Origin of the sequence: Streptomyces rimosus, from assembly GCF_008704655.1 — a bacterium.
GTDB classification, from domain to species: Bacteria; Actinomycetota; Actinomycetes; order Streptomycetales; family Streptomycetaceae; genus Streptomyces; species Streptomyces rimosus.
The window spans coordinates 3621311-3641333 of record NZ_CP023688.1; the positions used below are offsets into that span (position 1 = coordinate 3621311).

Annotated in this window: 21 protein-coding genes; 10 read left to right on the forward strand and 11 right to left on the reverse strand. The window is 71.3% G+C overall.

Going from position 1 to position 20023, the window contains the following annotated elements; all coding sequences use genetic code 11:
* The first annotated feature begins 74 nt into the window (after nucleotides 1-74).
* A complete protein-coding gene (locus CP984_RS14925) occupies nucleotides 75-560 on the forward strand; it encodes a MarR family winged helix-turn-helix transcriptional regulator (RefSeq protein WP_003985079.1) in 486 nt (161 codons plus the stop codon).
* An 18-nt stretch (nucleotides 561-578) separates the two neighbouring features.
* On the opposite strand, the gene CP984_RS14930 is transcribed toward CP984_RS14925, so the two are convergent.
* Nucleotides 579-788, reverse strand: coding sequence for a hypothetical protein (locus CP984_RS14930; RefSeq protein ID WP_078575139.1), 210 nt, complete (start codon nucleotides 786-788; stop codon nucleotides 579-581).
* 235 nt (nucleotides 789-1023) lie between these two features.
* On the opposite strand from CP984_RS14930, the gene CP984_RS14935 reads away from it, so the two are divergent.
* Nucleotides 1024-1923 carry a L,D-transpeptidase family protein gene (locus CP984_RS14935; RefSeq protein ID WP_003985077.1) on the forward strand — a complete coding sequence of 300 codons (900 nt, stop codon included), beginning with the start codon at nucleotides 1024-1026 and terminating at the stop codon, nucleotides 1921-1923.
* A gap of 259 nt (nucleotides 1924-2182) precedes the next feature.
* Here the strand turns inward: CP984_RS14935 and CP984_RS14940 are convergent, their stop codons facing one another.
* The 3 genes from CP984_RS14940 to CP984_RS14950 all read right to left on the reverse strand — a co-directional run bounded on the left by CP984_RS14940 (nucleotide 2183) and on the right by CP984_RS14950 (nucleotide 6090).
* Nucleotides 2183-3277 (reverse strand): hypothetical protein, encoded by a 1095-nt coding sequence (locus tag CP984_RS14940; protein ID WP_050498835.1) that lies wholly within the window; start codon nucleotides 3275-3277, stop codon nucleotides 2183-2185.
* Nucleotides 3277-4020, reverse strand: a complete 744-nt coding sequence (locus tag CP984_RS14945) for an RNA polymerase sigma factor (RefSeq protein WP_030181774.1) — start codon at nucleotides 4018-4020, stop codon at nucleotides 3277-3279. Before CP984_RS14945 ends, CP984_RS14940 begins: the two co-directional genes overlap by 1 nt.
* Nucleotides 4021-4464: 444 nt before the next feature.
* Nucleotides 4465-6090, reverse strand: coding sequence for a beta-N-acetylhexosaminidase (locus CP984_RS14950; RefSeq protein ID WP_003987383.1), 1626 nt, complete (start codon nucleotides 6088-6090; stop codon nucleotides 4465-4467).
* Between the two features lie 242 nt (nucleotides 6091-6332).
* On the opposite strand from CP984_RS14950, the gene CP984_RS14955 reads away from it, so the two are divergent.
* The 5 genes from CP984_RS14955 (at nucleotide 6333) to CP984_RS14975 (ending at nucleotide 10610) form a co-directional block, all read left to right on the forward strand.
* Complete coding sequence (locus CP984_RS14955; RefSeq protein WP_078575104.1) at nucleotides 6333-6935, forward strand: 2-oxo-4-hydroxy-4-carboxy-5-ureidoimidazoline decarboxylase; 603 nt, start codon at nucleotides 6333-6335, stop codon at nucleotides 6933-6935.
* Between the two features lie 261 nt (nucleotides 6936-7196).
* Nucleotides 7197-7577 (forward strand): succinate dehydrogenase, cytochrome b556 subunit, encoded by a 381-nt coding sequence (sdhC, locus tag CP984_RS14960; RefSeq protein WP_003985924.1) that lies wholly within the window; start codon nucleotides 7197-7199, stop codon nucleotides 7575-7577.
* 9 nt (nucleotides 7578-7586) lie between these two features.
* Nucleotides 7587-8057 carry a succinate dehydrogenase hydrophobic membrane anchor subunit gene (locus CP984_RS14965; RefSeq protein ID WP_030181769.1) on the forward strand — a complete coding sequence of 157 codons (471 nt, stop codon included), beginning with the start codon at nucleotides 7587-7589 and terminating at the stop codon, nucleotides 8055-8057.
* A 25-nt stretch (nucleotides 8058-8082) separates the two neighbouring features.
* Complete coding sequence (gene sdhA / locus CP984_RS14970; RefSeq protein ID WP_003985926.1) at nucleotides 8083-9837, forward strand: succinate dehydrogenase flavoprotein subunit; 1755 nt, start codon at nucleotides 8083-8085, stop codon at nucleotides 9835-9837.
* Nucleotides 9837-10610, forward strand: a complete 774-nt coding sequence (locus CP984_RS14975; RefSeq protein ID WP_003985927.1) for a succinate dehydrogenase iron-sulfur subunit — start codon at nucleotides 9837-9839, stop codon at nucleotides 10608-10610. The genes sdhA and CP984_RS14975 overlap by 1 nt, the downstream gene beginning before the upstream one ends.
* A gap of 15 nt (nucleotides 10611-10625) precedes the next feature.
* Here the strand turns inward: CP984_RS14975 and CP984_RS14980 are convergent, their stop codons facing one another.
* On the reverse strand, nucleotides 10626-11489 hold the full coding sequence (locus tag CP984_RS14980) for a hypothetical protein (RefSeq protein ID WP_003985928.1): 864 nt from the start codon (nucleotides 11487-11489) through the stop codon (nucleotides 10626-10628).
* 196 nt (nucleotides 11490-11685) lie between these two features.
* Nucleotides 11686-12147: a MerR family transcriptional regulator gene (locus CP984_RS14985; RefSeq protein ID WP_003985929.1), complete on the reverse strand. Its 462-nt coding sequence runs from the start codon at nucleotides 12145-12147 to the stop codon at nucleotides 11686-11688.
* An 80-nt stretch (nucleotides 12148-12227) separates the two neighbouring features.
* On the opposite strand from CP984_RS14985, the gene CP984_RS14990 reads away from it, so the two are divergent.
* Complete coding sequence (locus CP984_RS14990) at nucleotides 12228-13055, forward strand: alpha/beta fold hydrolase (RefSeq protein ID WP_078575135.1); 828 nt, start codon at nucleotides 12228-12230, stop codon at nucleotides 13053-13055.
* A 131-nt stretch (nucleotides 13056-13186) separates the two neighbouring features.
* Nucleotides 13187-14002, forward strand: a complete 816-nt coding sequence (locus tag CP984_RS14995; RefSeq protein WP_003985931.1) for a TetR/AcrR family transcriptional regulator — start codon at nucleotides 13187-13189, stop codon at nucleotides 14000-14002.
* A gap of 15 nt (nucleotides 14003-14017) precedes the next feature.
* Here the strand turns inward: CP984_RS14995 and CP984_RS15000 are convergent, their stop codons facing one another.
* The 5 genes from CP984_RS15000 to CP984_RS42035 all read right to left on the reverse strand — a co-directional run bounded on the left by CP984_RS15000 (nucleotide 14018) and on the right by CP984_RS42035 (nucleotide 18592).
* Nucleotides 14018-14521 carry an FBP domain-containing protein gene (locus tag CP984_RS15000; RefSeq protein WP_030181761.1) on the reverse strand — a complete coding sequence of 168 codons (504 nt, stop codon included), beginning with the start codon at nucleotides 14519-14521 and terminating at the stop codon, nucleotides 14018-14020.
* 57 nt (nucleotides 14522-14578) lie between these two features.
* Complete coding sequence (locus CP984_RS15005; protein ID WP_003985933.1) at nucleotides 14579-15757, reverse strand: S8 family peptidase; 1179 nt, start codon at nucleotides 15755-15757, stop codon at nucleotides 14579-14581.
* 105 nt (nucleotides 15758-15862) lie between these two features.
* On the reverse strand, nucleotides 15863-17365 hold the full coding sequence (locus CP984_RS15010; protein ID WP_003985934.1) for a hypothetical protein: 1503 nt from the start codon (nucleotides 17363-17365) through the stop codon (nucleotides 15863-15865).
* 89 nt (nucleotides 17366-17454) lie between these two features.
* Entirely contained in the window at nucleotides 17455-17766 is a 312-nt protein-coding gene (locus CP984_RS15015; RefSeq protein ID WP_003985935.1) for a hypothetical protein, read from the reverse strand.
* A 568-nt stretch (nucleotides 17767-18334) separates the two neighbouring features.
* Nucleotides 18335-18592 carry an SCO4848 family membrane protein gene (locus tag CP984_RS42035; protein ID WP_003985936.1) on the reverse strand — a complete coding sequence of 86 codons (258 nt, stop codon included), beginning with the start codon at nucleotides 18590-18592 and terminating at the stop codon, nucleotides 18335-18337.
* A gap of 10 nt (nucleotides 18593-18602) precedes the next feature.
* Here CP984_RS42035 and CP984_RS15020 point away from each other — a divergent pair, with 10 nt between their 5' ends.
* Nucleotides 18603-19973: a D-alanyl-D-alanine carboxypeptidase family protein gene (locus tag CP984_RS15020; RefSeq protein WP_226048809.1), complete on the forward strand. Its 1371-nt coding sequence runs from the start codon at nucleotides 18603-18605 to the stop codon at nucleotides 19971-19973.
* Nucleotides 19974-20023: the final 50 nt, after the last annotated feature.

The window sequence follows — 20023 nt, forward strand, 5'->3', positions numbered from 1 at the left end:
CACACATGAACCTTTTAGGTCAAGGTCGTTGACCCAAGTCGCGACCCTACGGAACCCCGGGATAAAATGTCAACATGCTTGACCCAAATCGTCCGGACGCCTTCGACCGCGACTTCACCCTCTTCTACTTCGCCTACCGCGCGTTCACCGGAGCGGCCGACGAAGCCCTCACCGAACACGGCATGGGCCGGGCCCACCACCGCATCCTGACCTTCCTCGCGTACTCCCCCGGCATGAGCGTCGGCGAGCTGTGCCACACGCTCCAGCTCACCAAGCAGGCCATCAACGGGCCGCTGCGCAAGCTCACCGAGGAGCGGATGGTGCGGATGACGCCCGGGGCACAGGACCGGCGCCGCAAGGAACTCCACCTCACCGACCGCGGCGCGGAACTCGAACGCAAGCTCCACGAACGCCAGCGGACGCTGTTCGCCGCGGCCCTGGAGGAAGCGGGCCCGGAGGCGGCCGAAGGCTGGCGGGCGATGCTGGCGCCCCTGGCCGGCCGGGACTGGACGGCGTTCACCGCCTCCGTGGCCGAGCGACGCACATCCCAGCAGCCGTAGCCGTACCGCCGCCCCCCGTCAGAACAACGGCTGCTGCCCCGGGAACGGCGGCTCCTCCGGGTCGAACAGCCGCTCGGCGGGGGCCATCATCGGGGCGATACGGCGGGAGCCGGGGCACGACACGAGCTCCAGCACGGTCCGTCGCCCCGGCGGGTCGTGCCGGGCGAAACGTCCGCCGACGACGGCGATCTCTCGACTGCATACGGGGCAGGGGCGACGCGGTGACATTTCCTCAGTGTCTCCCGAGTACGCCCCGGAGATGCGCGGCGGGTGGCGCGAGATCCGCCCCGCCCCCGTCGCACCGCGCGCCGCACGCGCCATAGGAGTGCGCCGTACCGCACATCCGTGCCCCCGCACCACAGGGTGGCCCCAGGTTCGGGCCACCGTGGCCCTGGGAAACAAGGGAAGGGGCCGGTGACACCCCGGGGGTGACGTGATGACACGGATGCGGAGAGGACGAGCGGTGCGCAAGGGACAGGCGGTGGCCGCGGGGCTGCTGGTGGTGGCCGTGACGGCCGGCTGCAAGACGGTGGTGATCACGCCGTCCGGCGGCTACTCGCCCACGGCGGCGTCCCTGCAGAGCCATACGCCCCAGCGCGCGGAAGCACACCCGGCGCCGGCGCGCACCCCCACCCGGACGCCCCCCAAACGGCCCCGCCCCACCAAGCCGAAGAAGCCCGCCAAGCCCAAGCTCAAGCGGCCCAAGCCCGTCAAGCACGCGCGCGGCCCCGCGCAAACCGTCCTCGCCCAGGGCTCCCGCGGCCCCCGGGTCCGAGCACTCCAGGCCCGGCTGGCGCAGCTGTCGCACTTCGTCCAGAAGCCCACCGGCTACTACGGCCGGCGCACCGCCGCGTCCGTCTCGGCCTTCCAGCGCAAACACGGCCTGCGCGGCACCGGCACCCTCGACAAGGCGACCTGGAACACCCTGCGCGCCCTCACCCGCCCGCCCACCCGCCCCGAGATGTACCCGACCACCAGCAGGCCGGTCGCCGCCCCCGACCCCCGCTGCCTGAAGGGCCGGGTCCTGTGCGTCAGCAAGCAGAGCAACACCCTCGCGTGGATGGTGAACGGCCAGGTGCGCGCCACGATGGACGTCCGTTTCGGCGCCCAGTACACCCCCACCCGGGAAGGTACGTTCCGGGTCGGCCTCAAGAGCCGCCGCCACGTCTCGTCGATCTACCACACACCCATGCCGTACGCGATGTTCTTCAGCGGCGGCCAGGCCATCCACTTCTCCCCGGACTTCGCCGCCCACGGCTACCGAGGCGCCAGCCACGGCTGCGTGAACGTAAGAGACAAAACCAAGATCGCCACCCTCTTCCAACAGGTCAGAGTGGGCGACAAGGTGGTCATCTACAAATAGACAACCCGCACGAACAGGCCCGGCCCGAAGAAAAAACCCACCCGATCCTCAGCCATCAATTGAGCACCCCCCACCCACAGCAACCACGCCCGCGAGAGCGGCGCCGGCTTAGGCGCATGAGGCAGCGCGGGCAGGGCCGGGGGAACGTGCCCCGCCCGCGCCGGTGCGACGAGCCGTTGGTACGGGGGGAACCCCGGCTCGTGCGCGAGCCGATGACCAGTCGGCTTCACTACGTACTGCGCCAGGGGCCCGGAAAATGTCACACCTGCGCGATGCCGGGTGCGCCGGGGGTGGTGGTGACGGTGGCGGGGTCGGACGCGGTCCGGTGGGCGCCGGGGTGTGGGCGGCCGAAGGAGGGGCGGTGCCCGTGGCGGTCGTCGTCCTCGTCGTTGCCCCGGCCGTCCTTGCCGTGGCCTTGTCCGCGGCCGCCCTGGCCGTGGTCGTCGCGGCCGTGGTCGCCCCGGCCGTCGCCGTCGTAGCGTCCGCCTTCGTACTTGTCGCCGTTGCCATTGCCGTTGCCGTGGGACAGGAACTGGCGGCAGAAGGCGTGCACCTTGTCCGCACCGCCGGCGGCACGCTCCAGGCGGCGCAGGGTGTCCTGGCCGAGGCCGGACTTGCGGGAGACGTACGTACGGCAGAAGGAGGAGCCGAGCCGGTGCTTCTCCTTGGCGTCCGGTTTGCGGTCGCGGTCGTCGCCGGGGCGGCTTCCGGCGTCGCCGGGCGCGTCCTGGCCGGGGGTGCTCTGTCCGGGGGCGGGCGACTGCGCGCCGCCGGTGCCGCCGTCGCCACCGGTGTCGGTGGCCAGCGGTCCGGGCCGGTCGGTGGTGCTGGCGTCGGGCACCGGTGAGGTGCCGCCGGTGGTCGTGTCCGTGCCGTCGGTGGCGGGCGGGCCTGGGGTCTCGGCGGCCGAGACGCTGGTCGCCGGGCCCGGGGCGGCGCCGCCGTGGAAGGGCGTGGGCAGCACGCCGACGCCGGCGGCCACGGCGACGCCGCCGAGCGCGCAGCCCGCCAGCGCCACCATGAATCCGCGCCGGAGCGGGCGCCCGAAGCGGGGGCGCGCGGCAGGTCCGCCGCGCGGGGCCCGTACGGTGCCCAGCTCGGCCGTGTCGGCGCCACCGGCCGGGGCCGCGACGGGCGCGGAGGCGTCGGCGCGCGCCTGTCTGAAGGCGGCGACGGCGGCTTCCTCGCCGGGCAGCGCCTCGTCGGGGGCCGTGCTCCGGCCGGCCGCCGCGGCGGTGTTCAGCAGGGCGGTGAGTTCCGCGGCGCCGACGCCGTCCGGGGAACCGGCGGGTTCGCCGCGCAGCAGTCGCTCCGCGGCCTCCTCGTCGAGCCAGTTGTACCGGTCGTCGGCCATCACATGTCCTTCTGCGTTCGTGCGGCCGTTTCCGTCACACCCGGTACGTACGATTCCGCCGCGCCCTCACCCCGTCCGGTGCCCTGCACAGGCACCCCGCCCATGGAACCTCCCAGGGGCCCGCCGCCCTTGCCGCGGTCGCCGCCGCGGCCGGGCCCGGCGTCGCCGCCGTCCTCGCCGCCGTCGCCGAGCAGGTCGGCCAGCCGCCGCAGTCCGCGGTGCGCCGCGGTGCGTACCGCGCCGGGCCGCTTGCCGAGCACTCCGGCGGCGCTCTTCGCGTCCAGGCCGACCACGACCCGCAGGACGACGGCTTCGGCCTGGTCCTGCGGGAGCCGGGAGATGAGGCGGAAGGTGCGGCCGGTGCCGAGGGCTTCCATGGCCTCGTCTGCGGTGTCCGATGCGCCGGGTTTGTCGGCGAGTTCGGTCTCGTCGCCGCCGACCGCCGGGCGGCGGCCGCGCATCCGCAGGTGGTCCAGGGCCCGGTTGCGGGCTATCCGCGCGGCCCAGCCCCGGAAGCGGTCGGCGTCGCCGCTGAAGCGGGACAGGTCGCGGGTGATCTGGAGCCAGGCTTCGGAGGCGACGTCCTCGGCGTCCGCATCACCCACCAAGGTCCGTACATATCCGACAATCCGGGGATGTACGGCGCGGTAGACGGTACGGAACGCCGCCTCGTCTCCGTCCTGCGCCGCCTGTACGGCGACCGTCAGCCGGCCGTCGTCCGGCTGAATGTCGTCCCCTCGCACGGGTCCATCCTGTCGCACGCGGAAAGTCCGCCGCCCGGTCCTCGCTGATTCGCTGTTTTCTGGGACCGCGGGTACTGCTGGTAACCCGTGTGTCCCCGCTGACGGTAACCCGACCCGCCCGCGCCCCGGGCATCCGGGCCGTTCCGGCCCGCCGCTCCGCACCGCCGGACGGGTACGCCCGGCGACCGCGCCGGGCAGCGCGGACCCGCACGCTACGGGTACGGCACACCTCGCGTCCAGAGCCCACCACCCGACCGGCCAGGGGCCCCGGGCGCACGGTACGGGCGACACCGCACCGCGCGCCCCCTGTGACGCTTTCGCGGCGCGCGGCGCTGTAGGGAACAGGGGCCTTTCACGGGGCCCCACTGGAACGACGGCCGGGGCCTCTCCTGTGGGGGGTGGCGGCCCCGGTCGTCCCCTCCCGCCGCAGCCGGCCTTGGCCGCTCAGACCTGGTTGGCCAGCTTCTTGAAGTCCTCCCAGGACAGGGCCGGCTCGCGGCGATCCCAGACCTTCTGCGCCAGCGCGCGCAGCGGCATCCGGATGCCGTCGGCGACCTGCTGCTGCGTCTGCTCACCGGCCAGGTCGCACCACACCGCGAAGCGCGCCCCCAGCACCCGGTCGGGCCCGGACGACGACTCCGGTACGGGCTCGGTGCCGCGCAGCACCCCGGGGGTCCACTGCTTGTAGATCCGCTCGCCGGTCGGGTACGGCATGTTGTTGGGCTCGCCGAGGACGTAATAGAGGTACTCGTCGTTGAGGTTGACCACCTTGCGGTTCTCGCGCAGGTACTCGGCCGGCTCCCGGGCGCCGATCTCCTTGCCCGTCCAGTAGGCGACGGTGCGGTGGGGGTCGGGCTCGACGTCCGTGTCCGGGAAGTAGCCGTCGTTCCACGCCTCGACGTACTGGGCGCCGGCCGCGCGCACGGTCTTATCCCGGTCGTTGAGCCAGCCGGTGGCCAGGTCCTCGATGGTGGCGCCGTCCCCGTACTTCTCCCGGGCCGCGCGGGCCAGCTGCGGATAGTTCTCGGCGGGCGCCCGGTCGGCGAGCGCGCGGTACTCGTCGCCGCCGAGGTGCCAGTGCTTGCCGGGGAAGAGCGGGGCGAATTCGCGCAGCAGGTCGTCCACGATCTCGGCGGCCCCCGGCTGCGAGATGTCCATCGCGCCGCGCTCGGTCCGCCCGTCGGCGGAGCGCAGCTGGAGGTCGGGGTGGGCTTTGAGCACGGCGCCCAGGTGGCCGGGCGAGTCGATCTCCGGGATGACGGTGACGTGCAGCCCCCTGGCCACCTCGACCAGGTGCCGGACCTGGTCCTTGGTCAGATGGTCGGCCGAGACGATCTCGGGGTGCTGCTCACTCTCGATGCGGAACGCCTGGTCGTCGGAGAAGTGCAGCTGGAGCTGGTTGAGCTTGAGGCCGGCGAGGTCGCGGATGCGGTCCTCGATCCACCGGGCGTCGAAGTGCTTGCGCGCGATGTCCAGCATGAAGCCGCGCTGGGCGCGGTCGGGCCGGTCCTCGATGGTGCCTTCGGGGACGCCGCCGGAGGCCCGTACGGACTGCAGGACGGTGCGGGTGGCGTTGAAGATCCCGGCGTCGGTGGGGGCGGTGAGGGTCAGGCGGGTGCCGCGGGCGGTGACGGTGTACGCCTCGTCGGCGGTGTCGTACACGGGGGCGTTGTCGGCGCGCCCGGCCCCGTCGCCGTCCGAGAGTTTCAGCTCGACGTCACCGGGCCGTACGGTCTGCTTCCCCCAGACCGTACGCAGGCCGCCCAGCTCCCGGGCGAAGCGCTCGGCCTCGTCGGCGACCGGGCTCTTCTCGCCCGCGGGCACCACGACGCGAGCCTGCTTGCCGGGCCGCCAGCCGCGCCCCTCGGCCGCGCTGAATTTCTGTACGGCGGGCACGGTGCGCGGCGGTCCCTGCACCGGGTCCCAGGTCGGGGTGGGTGCGGCGGACGGGGAGCGGCCGCTCTCGCCCCGCTGCGGGGTGCCGCTGCCCGAGCAGCCCGCGACGGCCAGTGCGGTGAGGGCTGCCGCCACCCCCGCCGTGATCGTCGCGGTCAGTTTTCCGGTCCTCATATACGCAAAACCTCCCTTTCCGGGGCGAAGGTATTGCCTGGTGACAGAGGTTTCCGTCCACTACGCGCGCGGAATCTCTATCATTCGGGTGAAATTCGTGCATCCGTCGGACAGTGATCGACAGACGTCGTTACGGTGGCGTCTCACCCGCTCACCCCTCCCGGAGCCCACGGCCCCGCGCGATCCGTCGCGGCCGCGTACTCCGGCCGCCCTGATCCGGCGTTCTCCACCCCGAGGAGCCCATGCAGCCCAGCGATATCCCGGCCGCCCCGCCGACACCGCTGCGCGCTCCCCGGCCCGCCACACCCTCCCAGACGCGCCCGTCGGCGCCCCCACCGCCTCCCGGCCCCGCCGCCCGGCCCCGTACGGCCGGCCTGGCGCGGCTGAACGCCGCGGCCCCCGACGCCGCCGAGGCCGCCCTGCTGCGCTGCTGCGCGAGCCGCCGCTGGGCCCGCCGCCTGGCCGCGCACCGCCCGTACCCGGACCTGGACGCCCTGCTGGCCGCCGCCGACGAGGCGAGCTACGACCTGACGCCGGACGACCTGGACGAGGCGCTGGCCGGGGAGACCGCCTCGCCGCGCCCGCTGGTCGGCGCGCGCGGGCGGGGCACGCTCGCGGCACACACCGCGCTGCGCGCGGCCCAGGCCGAGTACGAGCGCCGGTTCCGCCACTCTTTCGTGGTCTGCCTGGACGGCTTCCGCGACGCCGAGGTGCTGAACGCGGTGCTCACCGCGATCCACGACCGGCTCGGCAATGAACCCGAGGAGGAGCGGGCCCTCGCCGCCGACGAGCTGCGCCGGATCGCCCGCGGCCGGCTGGCCCACCTCGCGGCGTCCCGGGCCTGAGGGCCCGGCACGCCGGTCCGCGGGGCCCGCAGGTCCCGGCCGCCCGGCCCGCCCCCTACCCCGTCCCCCCGCCTCCCGTACAGGGCCGGACCGCCCTGGTGCGATAGTCCGTACGTGCCTGTTTGATCACACCTGAGGACCCCGGCGGGAGGAACCGACAGTCCGTCGCTACGATGGCCGGGGCCGGTGGACCGTACCCGGCCGGGCCAGACCGACAGAGAAGCCGGCAGGCCCCAATCCCCGCTCCCGGAGGGTTTTTCCGTGCCGGCTGGAACGCTGTACCGCGGCCGGGAAGGCATGTGGTCCTGGGTGGCTCACCGAGTCACCGGCGTCCTCATTTTCTTCTTCCTGTTCGTGCACGTCCTCGACACCGCACTCGTCCGCGTCTCCCCCGAGGCCTATGACGACGTCGTTGCCACGTACAAGACGCCACTCGTCAACGTGATGGAGTACGGCCTCGTCGCCGCCATCCTCTTCCACGCGCTCAACGGCCTTCGCGTGATCGCCGTGGACTTCTGGTCCAAGGGACCGAAGTACCAGAAGCAGCTGCTGTGGACCGTTGTCGGCGTGTGGGCCGTCCTGATGGCCGGCGCCTTCTACCCGGTGCTGCAGCACACGCTGCGCACCCTGTTCGGGAGCTGATGACGCGCGATGTCTGCTGAAACGACTCCTGCTGTGAACGACTCCGTGTCCCTGTACGACGTGGACAACCCGGCTCCCGTCATCGAGCCGCCCCGCAAGCGTACGAAGAAGACGCCCAAGACGACCCGTACGAACTTCGAGATGTACGGCTGGCTGTTCATGCGCCTGTCCGGCATCGTGCTGGTCGTCCTGGTCCTCGGCCACCTGCTGCTCCAGCTCGTGCTGGACGGCGGTGTCTCCAAGATCGGCTTCGCCTTCGTGGCGGGCCGCTGGGCCTCGCCGTTCTGGCAGGTCTGGGACCTGGTGATGCTGTGGCTGGCGATGCTGCACGGCGCCAACGGCCTGCGCACGGTCATCAACGACTACGCGCAGCGGGACAACACCCGCTTCTGGCTGAAGATGCTGCTGTACACCGCGACGGTCTTCACCGTCCTTCTGGGCACGCTGGTGATCTTCACCTTCGACCCGAACATCCGCTAGGCCACGGGGCTGAGGTAACCGACTCATGAAGATCCACAAGTACGACACGGTCATCGTCGGCGCCGGTGGCGCGGGCATGCGCGCGGCCATCGAGGCCACCAAGCGCAGCCGCACCGCGGTCCTGACGAAGCTGTACCCCACCCGCTCCCACACCGGCGCGGCCCAGGGCGGCATGGCCGCAGCCCTGGCCAATGTCGAGGAGGACAACTGGGAGTGGCACACCTTCGACACGATCAAGGGCGGCGACTACCTGGTCGACCAGGACGCCGCCGAGATCCTGGCGAAGGAGGCCATCGACTCGGTCCTGGACCTGGAGCGGATGGGCCTGCCGTTCAACCGCACCCCGGACGGCACCATCGACCAGCGCCGCTTCGGCGGCCACTCCCGTAACCACGGTGAGGCCCCGGTCCGCCGGTCCTGCTACGCCTCGGACCGCACCGGCCACATGATCCTCCAGACGCTGTACCAGAACTGCGTCAAGGAGGGCGTGGAGTTCTTCAACGAGTTCTACGTCCTGGACCTGCTGCTCCAGGACGTCGACGGCGTGAAGAAGTCGGCCGGCGTCGTCGCCTACGAGCTGGCCACCGGCGAGATCCACGTCTTCCAGGCGAAGGCCGTGATCTTCGCGTCCGGCGGCACCGGCAAGTTCTTCAAGGTGACCTCCAACGCGCACACCCTGACCGGTGACGGCCAGGCCGCCGCGTACCGGCGCGGGCTGCCCCTGGAGGACATGGAGTTCTTCCAGTTCCACCCGACCGGCATCTGGCGGATGGGCATCCTGCTGACGGAGGGCGCCCGCGGTGAGGGCGGCATCCTCCGCAACAAGGACGGCGAGCGCTTCATGGAGAAGTACGCGCCCGTCATGAAGGACCTCGCCTCGCGTGACGTCGTCTCGCGCTCCATCTACACGGAGATCCGCGAGGGCCGCGGCTGCGGTCCCGAAGGCGACCACGTCTACCTGGACCTCACCCACCTGCCGCCGGAGCAGCTGGACGCCAAGCTGCCGGACATCACCGAGTTCGCGCGTACGTACCTCGGCATCGAGCCCTATACGGACCCGATCCCGATCCAGCCGACCGCGCACTACGCCATGGGCGGCATCCCGACCAACGTCGAGGGCGAGGTGCTGGCCGACAACACCACCGTCGTGCCGGGCCTGTACGCCGCCGGCGAGGTCGCCTGCGTGTCCGTGCACGGCGCCAACCGCCTGGGCACCAACTCGCTGCTGGACATCAACGTCTTCGGGCGCCGGGCCGGCATCGCGGCGGCGGAGTACGCGGCGACCGCCGACTTCGTCGAGCTGCCGGAGGACCCGGCGAAGATGGTCCAGGAGCAGGTCGAGCGGCTGCGCTCCGCCACGGGCAACGAGCGGGTCACCGAGATCCGCAAGGAGCTCCAGGAGACCATGGACGCCAACGTGATGGTGTTCCGCACCGAGCAGACGATCAAGACCGCGGTCGAGAAGATCGGCGAGCTGCGCGAGCGCTACCTGAACGTGTCCATCCAGGACAAGGGCAAGCGGTTCAACACCGACCTGCTGGAGGCCGTCGAGCTGGGCAACCTGCTCGACCTGGCCGAGGTCATGGCGGTGTCCGCGCTGGCCCGCAAGGAGTCCCGCGGCGGTCACTACCGCGAGGACTACCCCAACCGCGACGACGTCAACTTCATGCGGCACACGATGGCGTACCGCGAGGTGGCGGCAGACGGCTCGGAGTCGATCCGCCTCGACTACAAGCCGGTCGTCCAGACCCGCTACCAGCCGATGGAGCGTAAGTACTGATGAGCACCTCCACCCTCGAAAAGCACTCCAAGGCCCTGGACGCGGCCGACGACGGCGCCTCGCACACCATCACCATCACGCTGCGGATCCGCCGGTTCAACCCGGAGGTCTCCGAGGACGCCACCTGGCAGGACTTCCAGCTGGAGATGGACCCGAAGGAGCGCGTCCTGGACGCCCTCCACAAGGTCAAGTGGGAGCAGGACGGCACGCTGACCTTCCGGCGTTCCTGCGCGCACGGCATCTGCGGCTCGGACGCCATGCGGATCAACGGCAAGAACCGCCTGGCGTGCAAGACGCTGCTGAAGGACATCAACCCGGAGAAGCCCATCACGGTCGAGGCCATCAAGGGCCTGACGGTCCTCAAGGACCTCGTGGTGGACATGGAGCCGTTCTTCCAGGCGTACCGGGACGTGATGCCGTTCCTGATCACCACCGGCAACGAGCCGACGCGTGAGCGCCTGCAGTCCGCCGAGGACCGGGAGCGCTTCGACGACACCACCAAGTGCATCCTGTGCGCCGCGTGCACGTCCTCGTGCCCGGTGTTCTGGAACGACGGCCAGTACTTCGGCCCGGCGGCGATCGTCAACGCGCACCGCTTCATCTTCGACAGCCGTGACGAGGGCGGCGAGCAGCGGCTCGAAATCCTCAACGACAAGGACGGCGTCTGGCGCTGCCGTACGACCTTCAACTGCACGGACGCCTGCCCGCGCGGTATCGAGGTCACCAAGGCGATCCAGGAGGTCAAGCGCGCGCTGATCACGCGTCGCTTCTGATCCCGGGCACAGCCCCTAGAACCTGGTTCCGGTCAGCGACCCGAACCTGGTCTGGAAGCCGCGAAGGGCTCCGCTCCCGTACGTACGGAGGCGGAGCCCTTCGGCGTGTCCGGACCCGGTCCCCGCGGTCGCGCCCCCCACACGCTCCGGCGCGGCCTCGGCGGGCGGCGCCGCGGGGTAGACGAGGACCGGCGGCAGCTCCGTATCCACGAAGGTGACCGGGTTGGTGCAGAAGTACGACGGCACGAGCAGCAGGCCGCGTCCCTCCAGGCGCAGGTCACCGTCGCGCGGGTAGGTGACCTCCAGGACCGGCCGCCGCCAGCGCATCTCCGGCCCCAAGGTCCGCAGCATGGCTTCGGTGCCGTCCTGGCGCAGCGCGTGCAGCCGCAGTGTGCGGTCGGCCTCGACACGCTGCCCGATCAGCGGCCAGCCGGGGCCGAGGGCGGTGTGGTGGTACGTACGCAGGCTGCGGGCGAGGGCGCGCAGCGCGGCCGGTTCGCCGTCCGCGAGGGAGCGCATCCAGGAGGGCGGGGCGGCGTGCTGCCCGTGCCCCGGTCTGTGGGCCTGCCCTGCCAACAGCCCGATCTCGGTGCGCAGCCGGTGCCGGGGCGTCGTCATCACCGCTTCGAGGCCAGGCTCCACGCCGGCCGAACCTGCCATCGGCGTAAGGAAGTCGGGAAAGTAGCCGCGTGGCGGCACGAGCGGCAGCAGCAGGCGCAGCGGGCCGGGGCCGTGCCGCGCGGCGTGCCGGCGCCAGGCCGCCAGGGCCGGTTCGGTACGGCTCTCGCGCAGCCGGTGCAGGCTCAGCACGGTCTCCCACAGAGGGTCGGCCCCCTCCGCGATCCGCGTACGGTTCAGGTCCTCCGCCGTGAAGTGCACACGTAACACAACAATCCCCCGATGCTGTGGCCGCCCCACCGTTCCCCCGAACGGCAGTGCACCCGAGGATCCGACCCGCGGGCCGCTTTCGCAACCCGTACACGCCGCACAGCCCTACTTCGTTCAATGAAAAACGAATGAGAAAACATCCATGCAGGTCAGAGCGGCCCGCCTGGCACACGCGGGCGGACCCGCGTCACGCCGAGCGCAACGCCATCATGGCCAACGCCCGGTCCTGGTCCCGCCGTTGCCGCATCACATGCGCATAGGTCGCCAACGCCTCTCGCTTGCGCGCCAGTTCGGCGATCTCCGCGTCCAGCTGCGCCATCTGCCGCTCGACCACGGAACAGGAACGGTCGCAGAAGACGAGCCCGGGGCCGCCCTGGGCGCAGGGCAGCAGCTCCCGGATGGCGTCGGTGCTCAGCCCGGTGGCGAGCAGCTCACGAATCCGTACGACGGTGTCCAGTGCGTCGGGGCCGTAGCGGCGGTAGCCGTTCGCGTCGCGGTCCGCGCGCAGCAGGCCCTGCTGCTCGTAGTAGCGCAACGACCGCGGGCTGGCCCCCGTACGCTCGGCCAGCTCACCGATGCGCAGCGAGCCACCCGCTCCCGAGCCCTGCGCCCCCGCCCGGACCCCGCGCTCCCCCGCCGCCCCTGCCATCGACTGCCTCCCCTGAACGACCGGACCCTCGGACCGGCGACTTGACCTTCACACCGGTGTCAGGCGTCAACCTGTCGCACATGACGAAGATTCCCGCGTCCGCGACGCGCCTTCCCGCCCTGTCCACCACCGTCACCCCCGCCGAGTCCGGTACCGTCCCCGCCGCCCACGGCATCCTGCTCGCCCACGGCGCGACCGGCAGCATCGCCGGGAACTACGAAGCGCTCATCCCCGCCCTCGCGGCCACCGGCCACACCGTCGTCGCGCCCGACTACCCCGGCTCCGGCCGCACCCCGCGCGCCGACGGCCCCCTGAATCTCGACGCCCTCGCCGACGCACTGGTGGCCGAGGCCGTCACGGCTGGCGTCGAAACGTTCACCCTGATCGGCTTCTCCCTGGGTACGGCGGTGTCCGTACGGGCCGCCGCACGCCACCCGGAGCGGGTACGCGGCCTCGTGCTGACCGCCGGGCTCGCCAAGCCCGACCACCACGCGAACATCTGGCTCGACCTGTGGCTGCGCCTGCTGGACCGCGGCGACTACGCGGGCTTCGCCCAGGCCCGCGCCCTCAGCGGCCTCTCCCCCGCGGCCCTGAACGCCCTGTCGCCCGCCGAACTGGCCGCCGTCCTCGACCCGGACCCGGCCCTCCCGCCGGCCGGTTCGGCCGAGCAGACCGCGCTGGTCAAGGAGGTCGACACCACCGGCGACCTGCCCGGCATCTCCGTACCGACGCTGGTCATCGCCACCACACTCGACCAGCTGATCCAGCCCTCCCACTCGCGCCAGATGGCCGAGCGCATACCGGGAGCCGAGTACGCGGAGATCGCGACCGGCCACCTGCCGATGGTGGAGCGGCCGGAGGAGTGGCAGGGGATGATCCTGAAGTTCCTGGCCGAGCACGCGCTGTAGGCGGCTCGTTCTGTAGGCGGCTCGTCCGGAGCGGCCGGTGACACGGCGGGGCCCAGGGGCGGTCGGCGTCCCGCATTAAGGTCAATACCGTGGACGAAGCGACAAGGGCGGATGCGGACGGGGCACGGAGCGTGGCGAGCGAGGGTACGGGGGGCAAGGCCGACGGCGGCGGGGCGGACGCCCATACGGGGGAGGCCGCGCACCAGGACGCGACGGCCCCCCGTGCCACCGGGCCCGCCCGCGAGCGCACCTCCCAAGGCTCCCGCACCCGCACCCTGATCCTGGAGACCGCCCTCCGCCTCTTCCAGGAGCGCGGTTACGACAAGACCACCATGCGGGCCATCGCCCAGGAGGCCGGGGTCTCGGTCGGCAACGCGTACTACTACTACGCCTCCAAGGAGCACCTGATCCAGGGCTTCTACGACCGCATCGCCGCCGAGCACGCGGCGGCGGTGACGGACGTACTGGCGCGGGAGCGCGACCTGGCCGGCCGGCTGCGCGGCGTGCTGCTCACCTGGCTCGACATCGCCGCCCCGTACCACCGCTTCGCCGCCCAGTTCTTCAAGAACGCCGCCGACCCGGACAGCCCGCTCAGCCCCTTCTCCGACGCCTCCGAGGGGCCGCGCGAGGCCGCCATCGCACTGCACCGACAGGTACTGGCCGGGGCCGACACCAAGGCCGACCCGGAACTGGCGGCGGCGCTCCCCCGCTTGCTGTGGCTCCAGCAGATGGGCCTCGTCCTGTACTGGGTGTACGACCGCTCGGAAAACTGCGAACGCAGCCGCCGCCTGGTCGAACGGACCTCGCCCCTGGTGGCCCGCGCGGTGGCCGCCTCCCGGTTCCGGGTCCTGCGCCCGCTGGTACGCGAAGTCACCGACGTACTGAGCGAATTCGTCCTCCCGGCAGCAGCGGGCGCAGCGGCCCGCCCTCGCTCCGACCAGGGTTGACCTGCCGGAAGCAGCTCACTCCCCCTCGAACACCTTGTCCAGAAACGCGTCGAGGTTCCCGACCATGCGAGCGATCCGGTCCTCCAGCGGCAGGCTCTCCTCATGCCGCCCGGCCAGCTCCGACTTCTTCTTCCCCCGCACATAGAGCGAGCACGCCAGATCGGCACAGATATACGTCCCGACCGTATTCCCCTGCCGCCCCAAAGCACCGGCCTTCCGCGCGGCAAGCAGACTCACCCCGGACCCGGGATGCCCCGTCAAACACAACGAACACACAGTCGTCTTCGTAAAACTCCGCCGCACCCCCTGCGGCACCCGCAACGTCACCCCGACGATGCCGCCCTCCCGGGGCGCCACCAGATAACTCCGGTCGGGCGCACCGGGATCCCGCCATCCGAGGAAGTCGAGGTCGTCCCATGGCAGGGCGGAAAGGTTCGCGGGGAGATTGATGCGGCTCGCTTCTCCCTTTGAGCAGTTAATGAAGGAGGTGCGGATGCGTTTTTCGTCCAGCGGGTCCATGACTCGGGAAACTAACAGGCGAGGCGGGGATCCGTCGCTCGATTTAGCGGGGCGGGGTCAGCTCCACGCCTGGGAGCCCGAACGGCCGCGGCGGCGGGAGACCACCACACCGACGACGACACCGACCACCACGACCGCGGCCAGTGCTCCACCGCCGATGACCAGCCACTTGCTGGTGTCCGCCGACGAGGCGGACTGCTGGCCCTTGTCGGCGCCGGAATCGGCGGCCGGCTGCGCCGCCTTGCCCTTCGGCATCGGCAGCGGGCCCTCGGCGGGCCCTGCGGGAATGTCGCGGGACAGGGCCGCGGCGGGCTGGATGAAGCCGTATCCGTAGTGGGCGTCGGGCAGCTTCAGGTTCTTCGCCTTTTCCGGCTTGGCCAGGCCCGCCGTCTTCACCAGACGGTTGGCGATCTGTCCGGGAGTGAGGTCGGGGAACTTCTCCCGGAGAAGAGCGGCGGCGGCGGACACGTATGCGGTGGCGGCCGAAGTACCACGGTCGACGGTGTACGCGGAGTCGCTCTTGCCCTGCGCGAAGGGAATGTCTTCTCCGGGAGCGAGCAGATCGACCGTGTCGTTGTAATTGCTACGGGTCCAGACTTCCCCGTACTGGTTCACCGCGCCGACACCGATGACCCCGGGGCAGGCTGCCGGGTAGTTCTTCTTGGCCACCCCGTCGTTGCCGACACCCGCAACGACGATGACGCCCTTGTCCAGGGCGTAGCGAATCGATTCACAGGTGTCCGCGTCACGGGTGACGCCGTAGGACATGTTGATGACGTCGGCGCCGTGGTCGGCTGCGTACCGGGTCGCCTGCGACTCGTTCTTGTACGCGGTCAGCGGCATGATCTTCGCGCCCGGGGCCAGGCCCTTGATCCCCTGGGTTCCGCCCGCGCCGTGACCGTGCCCGGCGATGATGCCCGCCATGGCCGTACCGTGGTCGCGGATGTCCTCGCCGGGCTTGAGCGCCCCGGAGACGTCGACGCCCTGGGTGAAGTCCTTTCCTGGCACGAACTGTCCGGTGAGGTCCTGGTGGCTGGTACGGACGCCGGTCTCGATGAGCGCGACCGTGACACCCTTGCCGGTGGCCTGCTTCCAGATGTCCTTGGCGCCGAACGCCTCCAGCGGCCACTGCTTGCCGCGGATCTGGTCCGCCTGCGCCGTGCCGCCCGCAGCCAGGAGCAGCGCTCCGGTCAGCGCCACGCCCGTACCGGCGCGCAGTGTTCGTGTGACCCTCATGCTTCGCTCCTCGTGTGCGTTCCGTGCGGTCCGGCGCCGCCCGGACAAACGCCCCGCCGAGGAAGCGGGGCGTTCGTCCGGGCCAGGGCCCGTGGGCCAGGCTCTCTACTCGATCACGCGTGGCGCCACATTACGCTGCGGCGTCCAGGTCTCCTCGTCCTCGACGAGGTAGTCGGGACGCTTGCCGGTGGTGCGCTCCTTGTCCTCGCCCTTGCCGCGAGCCCCCGGCATCCCGGGCGCTCCCGCGCCCTTGCCGCGCTGGTCGGGGCGGCCGGCCTGGCTGCCGCCGCGGCTGCGGTGCAGCCCGGACCCGCCCTGCTTCGAACCACCCGTCGGGCCGCCCGGCTTGCCGACGACGCCACCGGGCGTACGGGCCTGCGCGCCGCCCTTCACCGCGCCGCCACGGCCCGCACCGGCGCCACCGCCCGTACCGCCACCCGGCATGCCAGGTACGCCGGACCGTCCGCCGCCCTTGGCGCCGGGGCCGCCCTTGATCCCTCCGGCCGGCATGCCGGTGCGTCCGGCACCGCGCGGGCCTGGAGCGCCGATGCCGGGAGGCATGCCCCCGGGGAGGCCGGGGAGGCCGAGCGGCGGCTGCTCGTTCGACGTGCTGCCGCCGCTGATGCCGTTGCCGCCACCGGGGCGGCCGAGCAGGCTCGGGCCGCCCAGGCCCGGCATGCCCTTCTGCATACCGGCCAGGCCCGTGTGCACCGGAGGCGCCGCGGACGGCTTGACGTTCGGACCGCGCAGCCCCGGGGGTACGGCCGAGCCGCCCGGAACCCGGGGCGCGCTCGGGGTCACGGTGGTCGGGCGCGGCCGCGTACCGCCCGGCGTCGGCATGTTCACCGGCGGCGGCGGTGTCATCTGGGCCGGGGGCGAGGGCCAGTCGCCGCCGCCTCCCGGCAAAGTGCCGTCCCCGGGGTTGAAGTGGGCGCGCGCCCGGTAATTGGCCGCCAGCTCCTCCATGACGATGACCGCCTCGACCTGGCGCTCCTTGCTCAGGGACAGGTTGTCCCGGTTGAGTTCGAGCGCCATCCTGGCGTCCATCTTCGGGTTGGCCATGTCCTTGTGGAACTGGGAGTCGTCGCCCTTCTCGTCCCCCACCTTCTCCCAGAACCCCGGATCCTTGATCTTCGACATGGCCTTCTTCGCCTCACGGAGGTTGTGGGCGACACCGGCCTGCTCACCCGTCGCGCGGGTGCCGATCAGGGCCTGCTCGACGTTGCGGGAGTGCCCGTACGTCCGGTCGATCTTCTCCAGGACCTGGTGCGCTTCGCGCCGGAACGCGTCGGCGGCCTTGCCCTCCCAGTGGGCCGTGGCGTGGTCGACGGCGTCCATGAACGCCTTGCGGATGCCGCCGCGGCCGTCCTCGCCGGCCAGCCGGTCGGCGGACGCCCGCCAGTGCTTGCCGGACGTCTCGATCGCGTCGGGATCGGCATGCTCGATCATGGCGCGCAGCGCGTCGATCCCGTGGTGGTGGAAGTCGGAGGCGGAGGCGGGGAGGGCCTGGTAGTTCTTGAACGACTTCAGCCGCTCGTCCCTCTCCTCCGCCTTCCGCTGCCGCTCCATCGTCTTGGCGCTCTCGTACTCCTGCCGGGCGTCAACCACACCGGCCCCCCTTCGTCGTCATCCCTCACTCACCACCACGGCACGTTCCGGCCCGGACATCGCGCCGCCTTCCGCCTCGCCGGGGCGTTTCAGCCGTTCATCGAGACCTTGGTGTCGTGCTCCTGGTCCTCGTACGCCCCTCTGCTGCGCTCGGTCTTGTCGCCGAAGTCGCGGATCAGGTCCTGGAGCGCCTTGACGACCTGCGACATGTACTCCTGCATGTCGTCGTGCGCGGAGGAGAGGTCGGTGGCTTCGAGGAAGTCCTTGCCGAAGGCCGTCTTCGGGATGGTCGTGCTGTACTTCACCTTCTGGCTGGGCTCGTCCATGTCGCCCTGGAGCCGCTTGAGCTGCCGTACGACGTTGTCCAGCTCGTGCAGGTCTACTTTGTACTGCTCACCCACAACTACTCCCCGTTCGCCCCGTATGTCCCGCTCGTCCCCGTCGCGCCGCGCCGTTGAGATCACGCGATAAGAGCAACGTAAAGACAGTCAATGCTAGGGAGTTGAGAGGCGCAAACGCAAGATCGTAAGGCAGCCCGCCCCCGCGCCGCGACCTGCGCGGCAAGGTCCGCAACCGGCGAGGCCGGTGCCCCGTACGGCAACATCACGACGCGCCACGGCGACCGCGGGCGAGGCATTGACACCCGCACGGCACAAGGCACCGCCCCGAAACCGCATTCGACATTACGCAGAATGAACAGCCGCCGAATTCCGAAGCACCGCCCGGCGGAAAAGGAATTCGCGCGTCCGGCGCGCGACGGCCGGCCGATGCGACGGAGGGGCTTGGTGAAGGGGTTGCCGGGGTGGGGGCAGTTCTTTACTTCGCCTCGGTTTCGGAACAGGCGCGGTGACGGGTATGGGTGGAACGGGTCCGGGTGACAGTGCGCTCGGCGGCGGTGGAGCGGGCGCCTTTTGAGCCGGTGTGAGATAGCGCACTGGCGGTGTCACCGTGCGGCTTGTTGGGGCGGGGTCAGGGGGTGGGGGTGGGGGTGGAGCTGCGGAGGGCGCGTACGCCTCGGAACCCGATGATGCCGATTGCCGTCCCCAAGAGAAAGGACGTCACCGCGAGCGCGAGATGGACCCAGAAGTATGCGGTCGGGTCACCCGCGTCGTCGAAGGCGAGGCCGCTCCCGTCCTTCCACAGGTTTTTGGCGAAAGTGATCCAGATGAACCAGCTCCATACCCCGAAGGCGAGCAGGAACCAGGAGACGGGGCGAGAGAGCTTCATGGAATCCAGTATGGGCAGCGGCTCCATCCGGCGGTCGGCGGGGGCACTCTTCCGTGGGGCGGTGTCCGCTTCACCTGCGCCGACGGGTACGTTCACCGACGTGCCGACCACTTCTGCCGATCATCCGACCGCCGCGGCCCCCGGGAACACCCGGACCGTACGCCGCGCGCTCACCCGTACGACCGCCGCGCTGGCCGGCACCGCCGTGCTGCTGCCGCCGCTGCTGTTCGCCGCCCCGGCGCACGCGGACGAGAAGCCGAAGGACGGCAAGCCGCAGGTTCCGGCGCCGCCCGCCGAGATGTCGAAGGTCGGCGGCGACCGGCTGGGGCAGGCCGGTACGCAGGTGCAGCTCAAGCCGGGGGCGCCCAAGCTGCCGTCGGACCTCACGGCGCGTTCCTGGATCGTCTCGGACGCCGAGAGCGGCAAGGTGCTGGCCGCCCACAACGCGCACTGGCAGCTGCCGCCGGCCAGCACGCTGAAGATGCTGTTCGCCGACACGGTGCTGCCGAAGTTCCCCAAGAACCAGAAGTACACGGTCAAGCCGGCCGACCTGGCGGGCATGGGCTCGGGCAGCAGCCTGGTGGGGATAAAGGAGAATCTGAGCTACACGGTCCATGACCTGTGGCTGGGGGTCTTCCTGCGCTCGGGCAACGACGCCGTGCACACCCTGTCCGCGATGAACGGCGGTACGGCCAAGACCGTGCAGGAGATGCAGAAGCAGGCCGAGGCGCTGAACGCGACGGACACGCATGTGGTGACGCCGGACGGCTACGACGCGCCGGGCCAGGTGTCGAGCGCGTACGACCTGAGCCTGTTCGCCCGCGCCGGGCTGCAGAACGCGGACTTCCGGGAGTACTGCTCCACGGTGAGCGCGCAGTTCCCGGGCGAGGTCAAGGACGGCAAGCGCGGATCGTTCGGCATCCAGAACACGAACCGGCTGCTCAGCGGGGATTACGACGTCAAGCCGTACCCGGGCATCGCGGGCGTGAAGAACGGCTCCACCACCAACGCGGGCTCCACCTTCACCGGCGTCGCGCAGCGCGGCGAGCGCAAGCTGCTCGTCACGGTCATGAACCCGGAGAAGAAGGAACACAACGAGGCGTACAAGGAGACGGCCAAGCTCTTCGACTGGGGCTTCGCGGCGTCCGACAAGGTCGAGCCGGTCGGCAGGCTGGTCGGGCCCAAGAGCGAGGAGGGCGACGCGCGGGCGGGCGGCAAGCTGAGCGGCGACAAGGCGCGGGCCGGGCTGGAGGACTCCTCCGGCGGGGCCGGCGGTGTGTGGGCCGCGGCGGCGATCGCGGGCGGGCTGCTGGTGGTACTGGGCGGCGTCGCGTTCTTGGTGCATCGGCGCTGGCCGCGGCGTGGGGGCAGCGGCAGGTAGCGAGAAGGTCCGGTAGGTGGCGGTGAAGCTGGGTGTACGGGGTGTACGCC

Coding starts and splice junctions, on each gene's coding strand:
- CP984_RS14940 (WP_050498835.1), bottom strand. CDS start 3,277: ATGGCCGACGACCGGTACAACTGGCTCGACGAGGAGGCCGCGGAGCGA.
- CP984_RS14925 (WP_003985079.1), top strand. CDS start 75: ATGCTTGACCCAAATCGTCCGGACGCCTTCGACCGCGACTTCACCCTC.
- sdhA (WP_003985926.1), top strand. CDS start 8,083: ATGAAGATCCACAAGTACGACACGGTCATCGTCGGCGCCGGTGGCGCG.
- CP984_RS42035 (WP_003985936.1), bottom strand. CDS start 18,592: ATGAAGCTCTCTCGCCCCGTCTCCTGGTTCCTGCTCGCCTTCGGGGTA.
- CP984_RS14985 (WP_003985929.1), bottom strand. CDS start 12,147: ATGGCAGGGGCGGCGGGGGAGCGCGGGGTCCGGGCGGGGGCGCAGGGC.
- CP984_RS14950 (WP_003987383.1), bottom strand. CDS start 6,090: ATGAGGACCGGAAAACTGACCGCGACGATCACGGCGGGGGTGGCGGCA.
- CP984_RS15005 (WP_003985933.1), bottom strand. CDS start 15,757: ATGAGGGTCACACGAACACTGCGCGCCGGTACGGGCGTGGCGCTGACC.
- CP984_RS14930 (WP_078575139.1), bottom strand. CDS start 788: ATGTCACCGCGTCGCCCCTGCCCCGTATGCAGTCGAGAGATCGCCGTC.
- CP984_RS14990 (WP_078575135.1), top strand. CDS start 12,228: ATGACGAAGATTCCCGCGTCCGCGACGCGCCTTCCCGCCCTGTCCACC.
- CP984_RS14965 (WP_030181769.1), top strand. CDS start 7,587: ATGTCTGCTGAAACGACTCCTGCTGTGAACGACTCCGTGTCCCTGTAC.
- CP984_RS15020 (WP_226048809.1), top strand. CDS start 18,603: ATGGGCAGCGGCTCCATCCGGCGGTCGGCGGGGGCACTCTTCCGTGGG.
- CP984_RS14975 (WP_003985927.1), top strand. CDS start 9,837: ATGAGCACCTCCACCCTCGAAAAGCACTCCAAGGCCCTGGACGCGGCC.
- CP984_RS15000 (WP_030181761.1), bottom strand. CDS start 14,521: ATGGACCCGCTGGACGAAAAACGCATCCGCACCTCCTTCATTAACTGC.
- CP984_RS14955 (WP_078575104.1), top strand. CDS start 6,333: ATGCAGCCCAGCGATATCCCGGCCGCCCCGCCGACACCGCTGCGCGCT.